The organism is Methylophilus flavus (assembly GCF_042678905.1).
GTDB lineage: Bacteria > Pseudomonadota > Gammaproteobacteria > Burkholderiales > Methylophilaceae > Methylophilus > Methylophilus flavus.
This window is the reverse complement of record NZ_JBHTLN010000001.1, coordinates 1828692-1843710: the sequence shown is the minus strand read 5'-3', so window position 1 is coordinate 1843710 and position 15019 is coordinate 1828692. Positions and strand designations below refer to the sequence as shown.

General features: G+C 51.2%; 13 protein-coding genes. All 13 read left to right on the top strand.

What is annotated here, in order from left to right:
• Positions 1-172 precede the first annotated feature (172 nt).
• The gene (gene hemC / locus ACFQ2T_RS09005; RefSeq protein WP_379033349.1) at positions 173-1117 is read left to right on the top strand and encodes a hydroxymethylbilane synthase; all 945 of its coding nucleotides are present in this window, start codon (positions 173-175) and stop codon (positions 1115-1117) included.
• Entirely contained in the window at positions 1114-1878 is a 765-nt protein-coding gene (locus ACFQ2T_RS09000; protein WP_379033347.1) for a uroporphyrinogen-III synthase, read from the top strand. Before hemC ends, ACFQ2T_RS09000 begins: the two co-directional genes overlap by 4 nt.
• A gap of 63 nt (positions 1879-1941) precedes the next feature.
• The gene (locus ACFQ2T_RS08995) at positions 1942-2247 is read left to right on the top strand and encodes an ArsR/SmtB family transcription factor (RefSeq protein WP_379033344.1); all 306 of its coding nucleotides are present in this window, start codon (positions 1942-1944) and stop codon (positions 2245-2247) included.
• Positions 2248-2266: 19 nt separating this feature from the next.
• Entirely contained in the window at positions 2267-4399 is a 2133-nt protein-coding gene (aas, locus tag ACFQ2T_RS08990; RefSeq protein WP_379033342.1) for a bifunctional acyl-ACP--phospholipid O-acyltransferase/long-chain-fatty-acid--ACP ligase, read from the top strand.
• Positions 4396-5613, top strand: a complete 1218-nt coding sequence (locus tag ACFQ2T_RS08985; RefSeq protein ID WP_379033339.1) for an amidohydrolase family protein — start codon at positions 4396-4398, stop codon at positions 5611-5613. The genes aas and ACFQ2T_RS08985 overlap by 4 nt, the downstream gene beginning before the upstream one ends.
• 10 nt (positions 5614-5623) lie before the next feature.
• Positions 5624-6952, top strand: coding sequence for an MFS transporter (locus ACFQ2T_RS08980; protein WP_379033337.1), 1329 nt, complete (start codon positions 5624-5626; stop codon positions 6950-6952).
• 11 nt (positions 6953-6963) lie between these two features.
• Complete coding sequence (locus ACFQ2T_RS08975; RefSeq protein ID WP_379033334.1) at positions 6964-8583, top strand: hypothetical protein; 1620 nt, start codon at positions 6964-6966, stop codon at positions 8581-8583.
• The gene (locus tag ACFQ2T_RS08970; RefSeq protein WP_379033332.1) at positions 8580-9029 is read left to right on the top strand and encodes a hypothetical protein; all 450 of its coding nucleotides are present in this window, start codon (positions 8580-8582) and stop codon (positions 9027-9029) included. The genes ACFQ2T_RS08975 and ACFQ2T_RS08970 overlap by 4 nt, the downstream gene beginning before the upstream one ends.
• 37 nt (positions 9030-9066) lie before the next feature.
• Positions 9067-9576, top strand: coding sequence for a hypothetical protein (locus ACFQ2T_RS08965; protein WP_379033329.1), 510 nt, complete (start codon positions 9067-9069; stop codon positions 9574-9576).
• A gap of 68 nt (positions 9577-9644) precedes the next feature.
• Positions 9645-10052, top strand: coding sequence for a VOC family protein (locus ACFQ2T_RS08960; protein WP_379033326.1), 408 nt, complete (start codon positions 9645-9647; stop codon positions 10050-10052).
• Between the two features lie 177 nt (positions 10053-10229).
• Complete coding sequence (locus ACFQ2T_RS08955; protein ID WP_379033323.1) at positions 10230-10580, top strand: hypothetical protein; 351 nt, start codon at positions 10230-10232, stop codon at positions 10578-10580.
• Between the two features lie 106 nt (positions 10581-10686).
• Positions 10687-12675, top strand: coding sequence for an LTA synthase family protein (locus tag ACFQ2T_RS08950; RefSeq protein ID WP_379033320.1), 1989 nt, complete (start codon positions 10687-10689; stop codon positions 12673-12675).
• A 3-nt stretch (positions 12676-12678) separates the two neighbouring features.
• Positions 12679-14937 carry a lipopolysaccharide kinase InaA family protein gene (locus ACFQ2T_RS08945; RefSeq protein WP_379033317.1) on the top strand — a complete coding sequence of 753 codons (2259 nt, stop codon included), beginning with the start codon at positions 12679-12681 and terminating at the stop codon, positions 14935-14937.
• Positions 14938-15019 lie beyond the last annotated feature (82 nt).

Here is a 15019-nt window from a genome sequence, read left to right as displayed (position 1 = left end):
CGCAGCAATTTGCCCGCGTAGCCACTTATTCCGTGTTTCCTTAGCAGTGTTTCTGCTAAAAAGCTTCGTTAGCATAACTCAATCCGACCGGGCTGTGGCGTAAAAGGTTCGTGAAAAAGCAGCTGGTATTGAAGCTGCGCAGACGGCCAATCCCCTATGTTAAAATGGCGGCATGACTACTGTTACCCCTCCAAAATCCCTGGTGATTGCCTCGCGTGAAAGTGCACTGGCAATGTGGCAAGCCAGGCATATTCAAGCCCGTTTACAAGCGCTTTATCCACAATGTGACGTCAGCATTTTAGGCATGACCACCACCGGCGACCAGATCTTGGATTCGCCTTTATCGCGCATAGGCGGCAAGGGCCTGTTTGTCAAAGAACTGGAAAATGCACTGGCAGACGGCAGTGCTGATCTCGCGGTACACAGCATGAAAGATGTGCCCATGCATTTGCCGGAAGGCTTTGCATTAGTGGCTACCGGTGAGCGTGAAGATCCGCGTGATGCGTTTGTCTCCAATACCTATGTCAGTCTGGAAGAATTACCGGATGGCAGCATCGTCGGCACATCCAGCTTGCGTCGGCAAAGCCAGATTCAGGCGCGTTTCCCGCATCTGAAAATTGAATCCTTGCGCGGTAATGTGCAAACGCGTTTGCGCAAGCTGGATGAAAACCAGTACGCCGCCATTATCCTGGCAGCTGCCGGCCTGATCCGCCTGGGCCTGGGTGAGCGCATCAAAGGTTTTATTGATCCTGCACACAGTATCCCGGCGGTAGGCCAGGGCGCTTTAGGCATTGAAATCAACGCCAGCCGCACCGATTTGATCGAGATTCTGGCGCCGCTCAACCATGTTGATACCCAACTATGTGTAGAGGCCGAGCGTGGTTTTAGCCGTGCGTTGGCCGGCAGTTGTACCGTACCGCTGGGGGCTTATGCAACTAAACAGGGCGATACGATTTCCATGCAAGGGTTTGTCGCCAGTGTGGATGGTCAGCAGATGCTGAAAGAATCCGTAACTGGTGATGCCGTGTTGGCAGAGAAGCTCGGCCAGCAACTGGCGCAACAGCTGGTCGCCCGAGGTGCTGATAAGATCCTGGCAACGCTGGACGGCGTGAAATGACACAGCCACTGGCGGGTGTGCATATAGCAGTCACCCGTCCGCCGGAGCAGGCGACCAAAATGAATGCGGCGATTGCACAGGCAGGTGGTTGGGTGATTTCTTTCCCATTGCTGGATATCACCAGCCTGCCTGACCTCTCGGCATTCCATGCTGCCATCACCCCGCTGCACCAGTTCGACTGGGCCATTTTTATCAGTAGCAATGCTGTGCAATATGGCATGCCGTTGTTACAACAAGATCCACTGCCTGCCAGATTGAAATTCGCGGCCATTGGGCCCACCACAGCCAGTGCGTTAGGATCTTTTGGGGTGACCGAAGTCGTAAAGCCTGCTGACCGTTTTGATAGTGAATCGCTGCTGATATTGCCAGAATTGCAACAGATGCAAGGCCAGCGTGTGTTGATAGTTCGCGGTGTCGGTGGGCGTGAAGTATTGGCCGATACCTTGAAACAACGCGGTGCCGAAGTCGTGTTCGGAGAATGCTACAGGCGCATCAACCCGCAGAAAAATGCGGATCTATTGACGCAGGCACATGCCGGCAACCAGTTACAGGCCATCATTATTACCAGCTCGGAAGCATTACGGTTTTTGCTTGATGTGGCTGGCGAATTAGACTGGCTTAAGGCTGTGCCGCTGTTTGTGAATCATGACCGTATTGCTGAACAGGCGCAGTCACATGGTTTAACAGTGATCAGTGCCGGGCAACCCGGCGATGAAGCCATGTTGCAATTACTGACCCGGCATTTCAATCCGAATAAGTAAATTTATTTCTCAAGCTTAAAAAATGCTTGACATAAATAACTATATAACTAATTATTTAGTTATATGAAATTAATCACACACATCCCGGAAGCCTGGTCGGATATTTCCGACCTGTTTGTTGCATTAGGTGATGCACAGCGGCAACGAATTTTGCTATCGTTTGACAAGAACGAGCGCCTGACCATTTTACAAATCGCCGACAGTTCGCAACTCAGCCGCACCGCAGTTACCCACCACCTGAAAGTACTTGAGCGCGGCGGGGCTTTGCAAAGCGAGAAAATTGGACGTGAAGTGTATTTTTGGGTAGATAAAGACCGCATGCAGCAGGCGCTGCAGAATGTCATGACTTATTTAAAAGAAGATATTTGAATATTCAAGGGGAAAGTAAATGCTTGCCAGCATTTTGAGAGTGTTATGCCGTTTGGTGTTTAGAGTACGTGTATTAGGTTTGGAAAATATTCCTGCGGAAGACCGCTTACTGATTATCGCCAATCATGAATCTTTGCTCGATGGCATGCTGATCGGCCTGTTTTTACCCAAGCGTGCCACCTTTGTGGTGCACAGCGATGTGCTGAAGAATCCTTTTTTCAGGGGAATCCTGAGTTTGACGCCACATGTGGCCGTCAACCCCAGCAGCCCGTTAGCGATGAAAAAAGTCATTCAACGCTTGAATGCAGGTGAAAACGTGGTGATCTTCCCGGAAGGACGTATCACCTCAACCGGTGCCCTGATGAAAGTGTACGACGGCCCAGGTTTTGTCGCCGCAAAAACCGCTGTCAAAGTATTGCCGGTACGGGTAGAAGGCGCTGCGCAATCTTACTTTGGACGCTTGTCTGCCGCACATCCGCGTAAGTTGTTTCCTAAAGTGACGCTGACGGTGTTGCCAACCACTGAAATAAACACTGATTCCGGGGGAGAGGCACCGCTTACCAGCAAGCAACGCCGCCGCATTGCCGGAGTCGCCATGCGCAAGATCATGCAGGACCTGCTGTACCAGACCAAGAAAAGCACGACTTTGTTTGAGACTTTACTGGAAACCATTGCCAAATCCGGCAGCGGTATGAAAGTGATCGAAGACCTGAATCTGGTGGAAGAAACTTACCAGGACCTGCTGAAGAAAAGCCTGGCTCTGGGCCGTTTGGCCTGCAAAGTAAGCCAGCCGAATGAAGCCGTTGGCGTGCTGATGCCTAATGTGACGAATACCGCTGCGCTGATAATGGGCATGACCGCGTTCAAGCGCATCCCCGCCATGTTGAATTACACGGCGGGCACTGCCGGCCTGCAAAATGCCTGTATCGCTGCCAAAATCCGTACCGTGATGACCTCACGCAAGTTTCTTGAAACCGCCAAGCTGCAAGAGGTGGTCGCGCAGTTGAAAGACGTCAGGATTGTTTACCTTGAAGATTTGCGCGCGCAGTTTAGCTTATGGGACAAAGCCTGGTTAATGGGCTATGCGCTGCATTTTCCGCGAGCGGTGATGGCGCCCACCAACTCTGAAGATACGGCAGTTATCCTGTTTACCTCAGGTTCTGAAGGCAAGCCCAAGGGCGTGGTGCACAGCCACAAAAGTATTCTGGCCAATATTCACCAGATCATGGCCATGCTGGATTTTAACGCCAGCGATAAATTCATGATGTCACTGCCGATGTTCCACGCGTTTGGCTTTACCGGCACCCTGCTGCCTTTGCTCAACGGCATCCGCATCATGCTGTTTCCGTCGCCGCTGCAATACAAGGTGATTCCGGAAGTGATATACGAGAAAAACTGTACGGTGTTTTTCTCCACCAATACTTTCCTTGCCAACTATGCACGGTTCGCTCACCCATATGATTTCTATAAATTGAGGATAGTGGTGGCGGGTGCTGAGAAACTGAATGAAGAAGTGCGCAAGGTGTATAGCGAGAAATTTGGCATCCGTATTTTAGAAGGGTATGGCACGACCGAATGCGCGCCAGTGGTTTCAGCCAATACGCCGATGGCGAATAAATATGGCACGGTTGGCCAGTTCTGCCCGGGCATGGAATACAGGCTGGAGCCTGTGCCGGGCATTGAAAATGGCGGCCAGTTGCATGTCAAAGGCGAAAATATCATGCAGGGCTATTACCTGTATGACGAACCTGGCAAACTTATTCCACCCGCCAATGGCTGGTATGACACCGGAGACGTTGTGGAAGTCGATCAGGAAGGATTTATCCATATCAAAGGCCGCGTCAAACGCTTTGCCAAAATAGCCGGTGAGATGGTCTCCCTGGAAATGGTCGAGAAAATCGCCAATACGGCAGCGCCGGATCAGCACCATGCGGCAACCACGCAATCCAACGCCAACCGCGGTGAAAATATCGTGCTGTTCACCACTGATGCCGCACTCAAACGCGAAGATTTACAAGTGGTCGCAAAAAATCTGGGTGCACCGGAAATCGCCATTGCCAGAAAAATTATCAAGGTGGATGCGATTCCTGTGCTGGGCACCGGCAAGACAGATTATGTGACCTTGAAACAAATGGCTGAAGAGCAGCAATGAACCGGCGACAGTTCTTGCTGGCAGCGGGAGGCTTAGCCTTCGCTGGCATCAGCCATGCCGCCTGGCGCTATTGGCCTGATGCCGGATTAAGCAATCCTTGCCTGCCAGGCATACCAGACAGTCTGCTACAACACCCGACCTACCAGAAGATATGGCAGGGCATCAGGCCAGACCAGGTGTGGGACATGCATGTGCACCTGGTAGGCGTTGGCGATGCCAGCAATGAAACCTGGTTTAATCCGGATATGGATAGCTGGATGCATCCATCGTTAAAGCTGCAAAAAGCGTTTTACATGAATGGCACCTGTGCAGACCCGGCGCGTATCGATAAATCCACAATCGAGAAAATGACGCAATTGGTGATTGCCATGCCTGCGGGTGTCAAACTCATGTTGTATGCGTTTGACTGGTATCGCAATCAAAGCGGGCAGATGCTCGAGGCTTCTTCCATTTTCCATGTCTCCAATACCTATGCAGCAAACATTGCCAGCCAGTTGCCTGAACGGTTTGAGTGGGTAGCGAGTGTTCATCCCTATCGTCCAGATGCGCTGGATGAACTGGATAAAGTCTCTGAGAAGGGCGCGCGTGCCATCAAATGGCTGCCTTCAGGCATGGGCATAGACCCTGCCTCTAAGAAATGTGCGGCTTTTTATAAAAAGCTGGCTAGCCTGAGCATGCCTATCATCAGTCATACCGGCAAGGAAAGCGCGGTTGCCGGTGGTGACCAAACCTACGGTAACCCGCTACGCATGCGGCAGGCACTGGACCAGGGTGTAAAAGTGGTACTTGCACATTGCGCCAGCGATGGGAATGATGAAGACCTTGATCATGGCGACCGCGTCGTGAAAAGCTTTGATCTATTTACCCGCTTGATGGATACGCCAGATTATCAATCACTGGTGTTTGGCGATATTTCTGCAACCACCTTGATTAATCATGCCTGGGTATTGCCAACCCTGATTGCCCGTCAGGATTGGCACCCGAGACTGGTGAATGGCTCGGATTACCCTTTGCCTGGCATTATGCCGCTGACCAACGTCAATACCCTGATTGCTGACGGCTGGCTGGCCAGCGAGCACAAACCGTTTTTACTGGCTTTGAAACAAACCAACCCTCTGTTATACGACTTTGCATTGAAACGCCTGCTCAACATCAACGGGCAAACGTTTTCCCCTCATGTTTTTGAAACCAGGTCATTATTTGAGCGACTTTGAAGAATCCATCATGAACAACCAATTCAGCTTACTTACGCAAAACCGTTTCCGCCCATTCTTCTGGACCCAGGGATTAGGCGCTTTTAACGACAATGTATTCAAAACCGCGTTGATTACGCAGGTGGCATTCAATACCGCCAGTCTGACCACGCTGGATGGCAGTACCCTGGTTACTTTGCTGCCCGGCCTTTTTATCCTGCCGTTTTTCCTGTTCTCGGCGTCTGCCGGTCAGCTGGCGGATAAATATGAAAAGTCGCAGATTATCCGCCTGGTCAAACTGCTTGAAATCGCCATCATGCTGTTCGCCAGTATCGGTTTTCTGATCCATAGCCTGGCCACTCTGGCGCTGGCTTTGTTTCTCATGGGTGTGCATTCCACCATGTTTGGCCCGGTGAAATATTCATACTTGCCTCAACACCTGAAAGCGAATGAATTGACTGCGGGTAACGGCCTGGTGGAAATGGGCAGCTTTGTCGCTATCCTGTTAGGGCAGGTATTAGGCGCCTGGCTAGGCAGCCTGCCGCAACATGAATTCTTCACCAGCCTGAGTATTTTGCTGATCGCTATCTCCGGCTACCACATCAGCCGCAGTATTCCGCTGTCACCGGCACCAGTGCCGGAGATGAAAATCAACTGGAATCCCGTCAGCGAAACGATCAATAACGTACGACTCTTCTGGGCGCAACAAACCTTGTGGGTGGGTATCGTCGCGATTTCCTGGTTCTGGTTTTTTGGCGCGACTTTACTGGCGCAGTTTCCCAACCTGGCAAAAGATGGCTTGCATGGCAGTGAACGCGATTTCATTGCCTTGCTATCCATCTTTTCGGTAGGCGTGGGCATAGGGTCGATCTGGTGCGAAAAACTTTCTAAAGGCAAGCAGGAGCTGGGCCTGGTGATGTTAGGTGCCGCCGGCATGTCGCTGTTCGCCTGGGATTTCGCCTCTACGGCAGGCAGCATCCAGCAACAGTTTTTGGCTAACCCAGGCTGGTCGCTGCAAGCCATCAGCCAGCTGGATTACTGGCGCATGCTGTTAGATGTGGCCTTACTCGGTGTAAGCGGCGGCCTTTATATCGTGCCTCTTTACGTCCTGCTGCAATCGCGGGTTGAGGCGCGCTATCAATCGCGGGTGATTGCCGCTAACAACATTATGAATGCCTTGTTTATGGTGCTTTCAGCCGGTTTTTCGCTATTGTTGTTTGGCCAGGGCTTAAGTATTCCGCAACTGTTTTCAGTGACTGCCGGCTTGAATCTGCTGGTAGCCGGTTATTTATGCCTGCGCCAGCCGGAATACTGGTTCAGTAGCATGGCCTATGTTAAACGCTGGTTTGCGTCAGAGTAAGGGCAACTCGCATGGGGAAATTGGGTTGTTGGGTGCTGGGTTGCTCCCAGCTGTTAGTGGCGGCGCAGGCAGGAGAGGTTGCGAAATATCCCTTAGGGCAGTATGACAGCGAGCAGTTCATAACCCTGAGCATGCCGTGCGCGCATTGCCAGAGTTTGCCGCAGGCGCAATGGTATTTCAAAAATGAAACTGTGGCAGTGCCGGGAGCCGGTCAATCATTGACCAGCTTTTCACTGGATAAACGCGGTGCTGATGATGTAGCTTCTCTGGATTTGCATGCATTGCCAGGTGTGGTGTGGACTGGCTCGACCCAACAATGGACGCATACCCATTTATCAGCCGATGGAAAGCGGCTGCAGTTGGCTGACGGCAAAGAAATGCCGTTTGGAATCGTGCCAAAAATCCCGACCAATCTGTCTTACTGGAATCAGGACACGCAGGCGTTTTACGCGCAACGAGCCCTGAGCATTCGTGGAGAGCAGGTCGGGCTAACGATCGTCGCGCGCACCCTCTGGCCGGAAGATTTCCGTCTTAACCTGCAAGCCCAGGCGCAGCCATTGCAACAAGGTGAATCCCTCGAACAGCTGGTGCAATATGAGCAGGGTGGCGCGCATAGCCCGCATGAAAGCCGGTTATTGTGGCAAAAAGCGCCAGGTGTTGCGCAGTCACTCACAGGTAAAGCGGTATTAGGCGTGTTATTAAATGGTGCACAAGGCGACGACGATGAGGCACACGGTGGGCACTTCGCGCTCACTACCGGCATCATTTCTGCCGACGGCAGTTACCATCACTGGCTGGTGAACAACTATTACAACCTGGCCACCAATAGCGAAAAAGGCATTATTGCCGGGGTGACCCCGTTTGATAAATACATGGCTGACCTCAACAGCGGGCAGGCGTTTTACCGCCCGTCATACATGCTGGTGGCTGTGTTCTCGCAAGCAGCTGTGCCGGACACCATTCAAGCGGCAAGCAACCGCACTTACCAGCATTTTTACCGAAATGATTTTGTGTATGACCATGCCTTGAATAATTGCGCAGGTATCAGTGTTGATGTGCTGCGCAATCTGGGCTGGAAGGTGCCGGAAAGCGGTGGCGAAAGCTTGCTCAAAGCCAGTGCCGCCTATTGGTATATTGCCGCGACTGAACGCAGCCTGACCAAAGGCCGGGCCATCTACGATTACCTGAACACAGAAATGACCCGCCTGTTCCCTGCGGTGGCGTTTGATGCCATTGGCAATGACCTGCTCAATATTGCCCATACCGGCAGCACACAAACCCTGGCGTCACCTGAAATGCAAGCAATGGCAAGCCAGATCGAAGCGATTTATTTTGTACGCATCCCGCAAATCCCGTCCAGCCGGAATGCAGGCCTGGCGCCGGTGTATAGTTTCGAGCAATATCTGAAACAAGCGCCAGCGGATCGTAGCCAGTGGAAGATTATCCCGGTTACGCCTAATCCGTTGCCGGATAAGTTAAAGAATGGCCTGGCGCTGAAACCACAAACCCCGGCCTTGATGCCTTTTCCCGCGCTGTTGTTTTTAATTAGCGTGGTGGGAGTGATTGGGCTGCTATTTAAATTGGCTTACAGTGGAATAAAGCATTGGCTAAAAAAAGCATATATAAAATGAAACAAATATTAAGCACAATACTTGCCATGCAGATTTCATTCAGCTTGCAAGCAGCGTCAGTATTTGAGGGAGAATGGTTTACTTGTCTACCTGAATTGAAGGGAAGGCACTCTCCTTATAGCCGCACAGTCATTCAGAAAAATGCAGCAGGCTTTGATGTTTTCACAGAGTCAGGAGACAAGGACACTTTCATTGGTACCGCAAAGTTAGTAAAAACAAATTTAGTCGTCAGTGGTTGTCACTATCATATCGATAATCCCGTTGGCAATTGCAATCAATTGACTGCGCCGATCGCTTTTACGCTTAAACCCAAAGATTATGATAGAAAAAAAGTCATCACAATGAAGTCCTTAAGAAATTCTGAGCCCATTCATACTTTAGGTGTAAATATAGATGCTTTGAGAGACAAATGTGAGAAATTACTGAATTTTGAAAATATTGAATGACCTTGATTAATTTCGCCTGGCAAGTCGGAAGGGATACATGAACAATCGTGCACCAATTTTAGTAGGCTTGTGCATCAGCATCCTTACGTTTAATGCCTGTGCCCAGGAGGTCGATGCACTGGAGTCCGAATCCAGAAATGTTGCATCAGCCTTTATGGGCGCAGCCAATTTTGTGGTGGGCCGCATAGGTATAGAGTGCCTGTCACTACTTGGCCGGCTGGAAACACCTAGGGAGTATGTGAATATCTGGCAGGAACGCAATGCCAAATACTACACTGCGTCTACCAAGTATGTTGCCAAAAAGATGGAAGCAGCCGATGCCTTAGGTGGGACTGTTGCAAGGGATGCGGTGCTCAAAGAATATTCATCCATTGTGCGGAAAGAGGGCGAGGCCACTCTTGTTGAATGGATAGGCAAAGGCAATAAGCGTGATGGCTGCCAGCGTGCGGTGATGCTGATTGATAAAGGTATACTGGATGTTGGCCCAGAAGTGCCCATCTATCAGGACCTGCAAGCACTGGCGGTCTGGTCAAAAATTACGGAATGATAGTGAGCTGATCAATCAGATTTAGTGTTTTCAAGTGAGACTCATCTGAAGACTATGAGGAGTAATTGGTGGAATTTCATCGAGGCAGGCTGATTGATCATGTACATTTGCGGGTTTCAAACTTAGAGGCTAGCAAGCGTTTTTATCTGGCGGTTTTCACCGCCCTTGGGCTGCCTGACGTCTTGCACGAAGGTCCTGGGTTTTTCTACGCCGATGAGTTGTTTTTCAATGAAGCGGACGATTACCTCACCCGTATTCATCTCGCCTTTCAGGCGAGTGACCCTGAAATTGTAAAAGCTTTTTACAGTGCAGCCATTAGTGCCGGAGGAAGAGAGAACGGGCCTCCAGGCGAGCGATCCTATCATCCCGGTTATTTTGCTGCGTTTGTTCTCGACCCGGACGGTAACAATATCGAAGTGGTCTATCATGGATCCTTTGAAAGAACTGCAGCATCAGTCGTGATCAAGCCCAAGTAGTTGTTACTGCTGTGCACTTCTGTAAATCATTGGGCAATCAAGGGATTGCAACCGGCTAATTAAAAAAACTGATTGGACGCAACTTATTCATTCGTTAACTATCTGTTTATGTGTTGTCATAGAAATCCCAAATAATAAAGGCCTCTTATGTCACTATCAATTAATCGAAAACTTGTCTTGACTGCTCTTATTTGTTTATTGCTTTACCAGGTTGGAACCTGGATCACTCTGATTGCCGGTGCAGTATGGGGTGCTGGCGCTGCGGTAGTGGTCGCAGTGGTTTCTTTTGTGTCTGCGCGGCTTGCTAAACGTGGAGCTACCAGCACGGTCTGGTTCCTGGTACCGACGTTATTATTTACGGTGATTCCGTTGCTGGCCAAATTCTGGAGCGCATTTACCAGCCAGACCGGCATTGCAGATATGTTGCTGGATCTGACACCATTGCTGGTGGGCTTTGTGATCCCGGTGATCCTGTTGTCGATGGTATATCTGGACCTGCGGAAAAAATCCCTGACAGATGGCATTTAATTAACCAGCCGGATGACTGGCTGGGCGGGTATCCGGCGCTTTGCAATAACATTGCACAATAACCCGTTATAATGACACGCTTGAATCAATTCTGATTAAGCACAACATGCGATCAAGTTATTTCGGCAAGCCTCCTTCACATTCTAAGCTCTGGACGATAGGTCACTGGTTCGGGCCTTATGCACCGCTGATTGTAATGTTTTTAATCGGACTGATATTTCTGTCCCTGACCCGCCTGGGGTTGGTCGGGTGGAAGTGGGAACGCGTATTAGCGACTGGTGAGATCTGCCAGATTTTGCTGCAAGGCGTCCGCGTTGATCTGATCCAGCTCGGTTTGCTGGCCATCATTCCCGTATTACTCTCGCCATTCATGGCGACACGCAAACGCTTTCATATCTGGCGAGCATACACTTTCTGGTGGGTGCTGCTTTCGCTGGTGTTGCTGGTGTTTCTGGAAGCGGCAACCCCCGGTTTTATCCTGGAATATGATGTCCGCCCCAACCGTATTTTTGTTGAATACCTCAAATACCCGCATGAGGTGTTTGGCATGCTGTGGCAGGGCTTCAAGATAGAACTGTTTTTTGGCCTGGGCATGGCCTTGGTGGCGCTGTTGCTGGTCTACAAACTGCTCAAACCCTGGCGTGAGGCAGAAGCAAAATGGTCTAACTGGGCAGTATGGCTGGTATGGCCGTTCATCCTGGTGCTGACTGCGTTTGCAGTTCGCTCTACCCTCACGCACAGGCCAGCGAATCCGGCGCTATTTGCCATCACGCAAGACAGCATGGTCAACAGCCTGATCCTGAATTCTACCTATTCGGTGTTTTATGCTGCGTACAGCTTGCAGCATGAAGCCAAATCGAGCGAGATGTACGGCAAGTTGCCGCGCGAAAAAGTGTTTGCTTTGACCGGTGCACAAGAGGTGGAGATTCCCACCCTGACGACGCTGGTACCTTCAGTCAGACGCGATAAACCGTTGAACCTGGTCATTCTGTTACAGGAGAGCCTGGGTGCAGGGTTTGTAGAGTCATTAGGCGGCAAGCCGGTCACGCCCAATCTGGAAAAACTTAAATCAGAAGGTATCTGGTTCACGCATTTATATGCGACCGGTACGCGATCTGTGCGCGGCATTGAAGCGGTGGTGACGGGTTTTCAGCCTACGCCTGCAGATAGTACGGTCAAACTGGGCCTTAGCCAGAGCAATTTTTTCACGCTGGCCTCGCTGTTAGGAAAACAGGGCTATCAAACAGAATTCATCTACGGCGGTGAGTCACATTTTGACAATATGCGCAGCTTCTTCATGGGCAACGGCTTCCAGCAGATCACAGACCAGCCGGATTTCAAGAATCCGGTATTCGTTGCCAGCTGGGGCGCATCGGATGAAGACTTGCTGAATAAAACCCATGAGCAACTGATGGCGCATCATGCCAGCGGCAAGCCATTTTTCACCCTGGCATTCAGCTCATCCAACCACGCGCCGTTTGAATTCCCCGATGGCCGCATTGAGTTGTATGAACAACCGAAAGCGACTGATAACAATGCGGTGAAATATGCCGACTATGCCATTGGCGAGTTTTTCAAGAAAGCCAAAGCCAGTCCCTATTGGAATAACACCGTGTTCCTGATTGTGGCCGATCACGATATTCGTGTGCGCGGGGATTCACTGGTGCCGATCGAGCATTTCCATATTCCGGCGTTGATCCTTGGCGGCGCGGTTGGGGCGAAAACGGTGGATGCCATTGCCAGCCAGATTGATCTGCCGGTAACGGTATTGTCATTGATGGGCATAGAAGGCAAGCACCCGATGACCGGCCATGATTTGTCCAACATCAGCGACGATTACCGTGGCCGTGCCATGATGCAATACAACTCTAATTATGGCTGGATGCAGCAACTGGGTCCTAATGTAGAACAGAATGAAGTGGTGGTATTACGTGAAGGCAAGGCTCCGGCATTCGGCCATTACGATCCACAAAATAAAAAGCTGCAAAACACCGCCACACCAGCTGATGGGCAGGCATTGGCCGAGCGGGCTTTGGCGAATGCCTTGTTGCCAGCCCTGCTTTATAAAGAGCAGCGTTATCGCTTGCCGGAGTAAACCGTGGCTGTGAAACGTTCCAAGTTGCCAAGTATGCTCACCCGGCAGGTGGTACAGGATGGGCTGGCCTATATTTTCAAGGGCGGCTTGCGGCTTAAGAACAGCCATTTGCCTGTTGCAGACCATGCCATCCCCACGCATTTCATAGGCATTTGTGTCGCCACCAACCAGCAGCCGGAAACCGATGATTATGTGTTGGCGCAACTGGCCGCTTTAGGGTTGGGCCGTGTGCGGCTGGATATTGGTGATGATGACATGTATGTGCACCAGGTCAGGTTGTTGCAACGCCTGCTGGATGCCAGCTTGCTGGTGGATGTGCATCTGGTACAGCCGTTTGCCATTGCCCGGCATATGCTGGATGCGCAAGTGCAGGCCAGATGGCAGCAGTTTGTTGAGCAGTTTTTGCAGCAATATGCCACACACATCGCCAGCCTTGAAATCGGTAACACCATTAACCGCAAGCGCTGGTCTGGCTATCAGTGGCCGGGATTTATGCAGGCCTGGCAGATCGCCCACCGCCTTGCCAGGCAATATGGTGTAAAAGTGGTTGGCCCGAATATCCAGGATTTTGAGCCGCTGTATAACATCAGTGCATTTAAAAAATTACAGGCAGAACACCTGCTGCCGGATGTGCATAGCAATAACCTGTTCGTTGAACGCGTGATTGAGCCCGAGCAGCCGGACCACCGTATTTTCCAGTTCCGCTGGACCCGCTGCCTCAAATTTAACCTGATCAAGAAAGCCCGCTTACTGCAAAAGATAGGTGTGGATTTCGGTGTGCCCGCGCTGATCTCGCCGGTGGCTTTCTGGGCGATTTACCGCATCCAGCGGCATTTGCCGGATGGCGCACAAAAGCAGGCAGATTACGTTACGCGCTACTTCACCTTGCTGGCAGCTTCGGGCGCGTTGGAACAGGCCAACTGGGGCGCGATGATCTGCCACCGTGAAGGCGTGATCAATGATGGCCTGGATGACGCGCGCTACCCGGCACTGGAGCGGGTCGCTTATTACCAGTCAGCGGATGGCAACCTGCATGAATACCAGCGTAACCCGAGTTTCTCGGCCTTGAGGACCGTGGCGCGCTGGCTGAATGGCGCACATTATATCGGCGCATTGGCGACCGGTAACGGTCTGGAAATCCACCAGTTGCGCAAGCATCAGAAACTGATCCATGTGGTGTGGGCCATCAATGGCCACTGTGCCGTATTGAACCAGGTGTATGCGGAATCCGCTTTGCGCAAGGTGGAATCTATCAATCGTAATGGCCAGTCCATTGCACAGCCCGCGCTGATCACCGAAACGCCTGTTTACCTAATGTGGGATGCAACTGAGACGGTTGAGCTACATACCGCCAACCCCAGGCTGTCACAGACTATCATCCATGCGCATATTCAACACTTACAGTATTTCCCGGTGCAAGAAGCCGACTGGCGCGGCATGATCCTGGCTGAAAATAGTGAGCAGGCGGCGCAACTGTGGTACGCCTGGCACCCGGGCACCCTCAAGGCCCCAGCTAAAGAACAAGCGCTACGCCATGCCCGGAATGCGATCTGGCCGATTCCTGATCCTAGAGCGCCAAATAAAAAAGTCACCGTCAAACAGCCGATCAGGATGCACTGGCACAAGACCTGGTTAGATCGCTTTAAACCCAGCAAAGCCAAACGCAGCTGGAACGGCGCCATGGAGTTATTGCGCCGTGGCGTAGGTACTGCCATGCCATTGGCGTATTTCGAGCGTGTAGACGATACCAGCCTGAAGCAGAATTTCTTTATTTGTGAGTATGTCACCCACGACTTTACCATCGCCCAGGCATTTATTGCTTTCAGCCAGGGCGAGGAAACTTTCAACGGTGTGCCAGCGCAAAGTTTGTACCAGGCATTCGCACTGTTCTGCCTGCATATGCATGCTTCCGGCATTTACTTCAGGGATTTTTCCGGCGGTAATATCCTGGTCAGCCAGCAGGATGAACGGCTGACATTTTCGCTGATTGATACTGCACGTTTGCACGCCTATGCCACTGCAACCCCCTACAGTGAAAGAATTGCCGATTTAACCCGTGCCATCCAGAAACTGCACTGGGATGGCCGCAAGCAGTTCCTGACGCTCTATCTCGGTCTGTCGGGGCATAGCCTGAATATCGGCACTTTGCTGCCGTTCTATCTATATGATTTCAAGGTACATTTAAAGCGCACCATAGGCCGTAAAGGCATGCGCAAGTTATTGCGCAAGATCAAAAGTTTACGTGCCGGGAATGGCGTTTAGGGCAGTCTCATGAAAATCATGATGGCAGGTTGCGCAGTTTAAGCACGACAAGCCTGGTGAGCAGTTTTAATATGGACACACG

What these genes read in the sequence shown, in the direction of transcription:
- ACFQ2T_RS08985 (WP_379033339.1), top strand. Translation starts at nt 4,396, where the DNA reads ATGAACCGGCGACAGTTCTTGCTGGCAGCGGGAGGCTTAGCCTTCGCT.
- ACFQ2T_RS08970 (WP_379033332.1), top strand. Translation starts at nt 8,580, where the DNA reads ATGAAACAAATATTAAGCACAATACTTGCCATGCAGATTTCATTCAGC.
- ACFQ2T_RS08950 (WP_379033320.1), top strand. Translation starts at nt 10,687, where the DNA reads ATGCGATCAAGTTATTTCGGCAAGCCTCCTTCACATTCTAAGCTCTGG.
- ACFQ2T_RS08980 (WP_379033337.1), top strand. Translation starts at nt 5,624, where the DNA reads ATGAACAACCAATTCAGCTTACTTACGCAAAACCGTTTCCGCCCATTC.
- ACFQ2T_RS08975 (WP_379033334.1), top strand. Translation starts at nt 6,964, where the DNA reads ATGGGGAAATTGGGTTGTTGGGTGCTGGGTTGCTCCCAGCTGTTAGTG.
- hemC (WP_379033349.1), top strand. Translation starts at nt 173, where the DNA reads ATGACTACTGTTACCCCTCCAAAATCCCTGGTGATTGCCTCGCGTGAA.
- ACFQ2T_RS08995 (WP_379033344.1), top strand. Translation starts at nt 1,942, where the DNA reads ATGAAATTAATCACACACATCCCGGAAGCCTGGTCGGATATTTCCGAC.
- ACFQ2T_RS09000 (WP_379033347.1), top strand. Translation starts at nt 1,114, where the DNA reads ATGACACAGCCACTGGCGGGTGTGCATATAGCAGTCACCCGTCCGCCG.
- ACFQ2T_RS08965 (WP_379033329.1), top strand. Translation starts at nt 9,067, where the DNA reads ATGAACAATCGTGCACCAATTTTAGTAGGCTTGTGCATCAGCATCCTT.
- aas (WP_379033342.1), top strand. Translation starts at nt 2,267, where the DNA reads ATGCTTGCCAGCATTTTGAGAGTGTTATGCCGTTTGGTGTTTAGAGTA.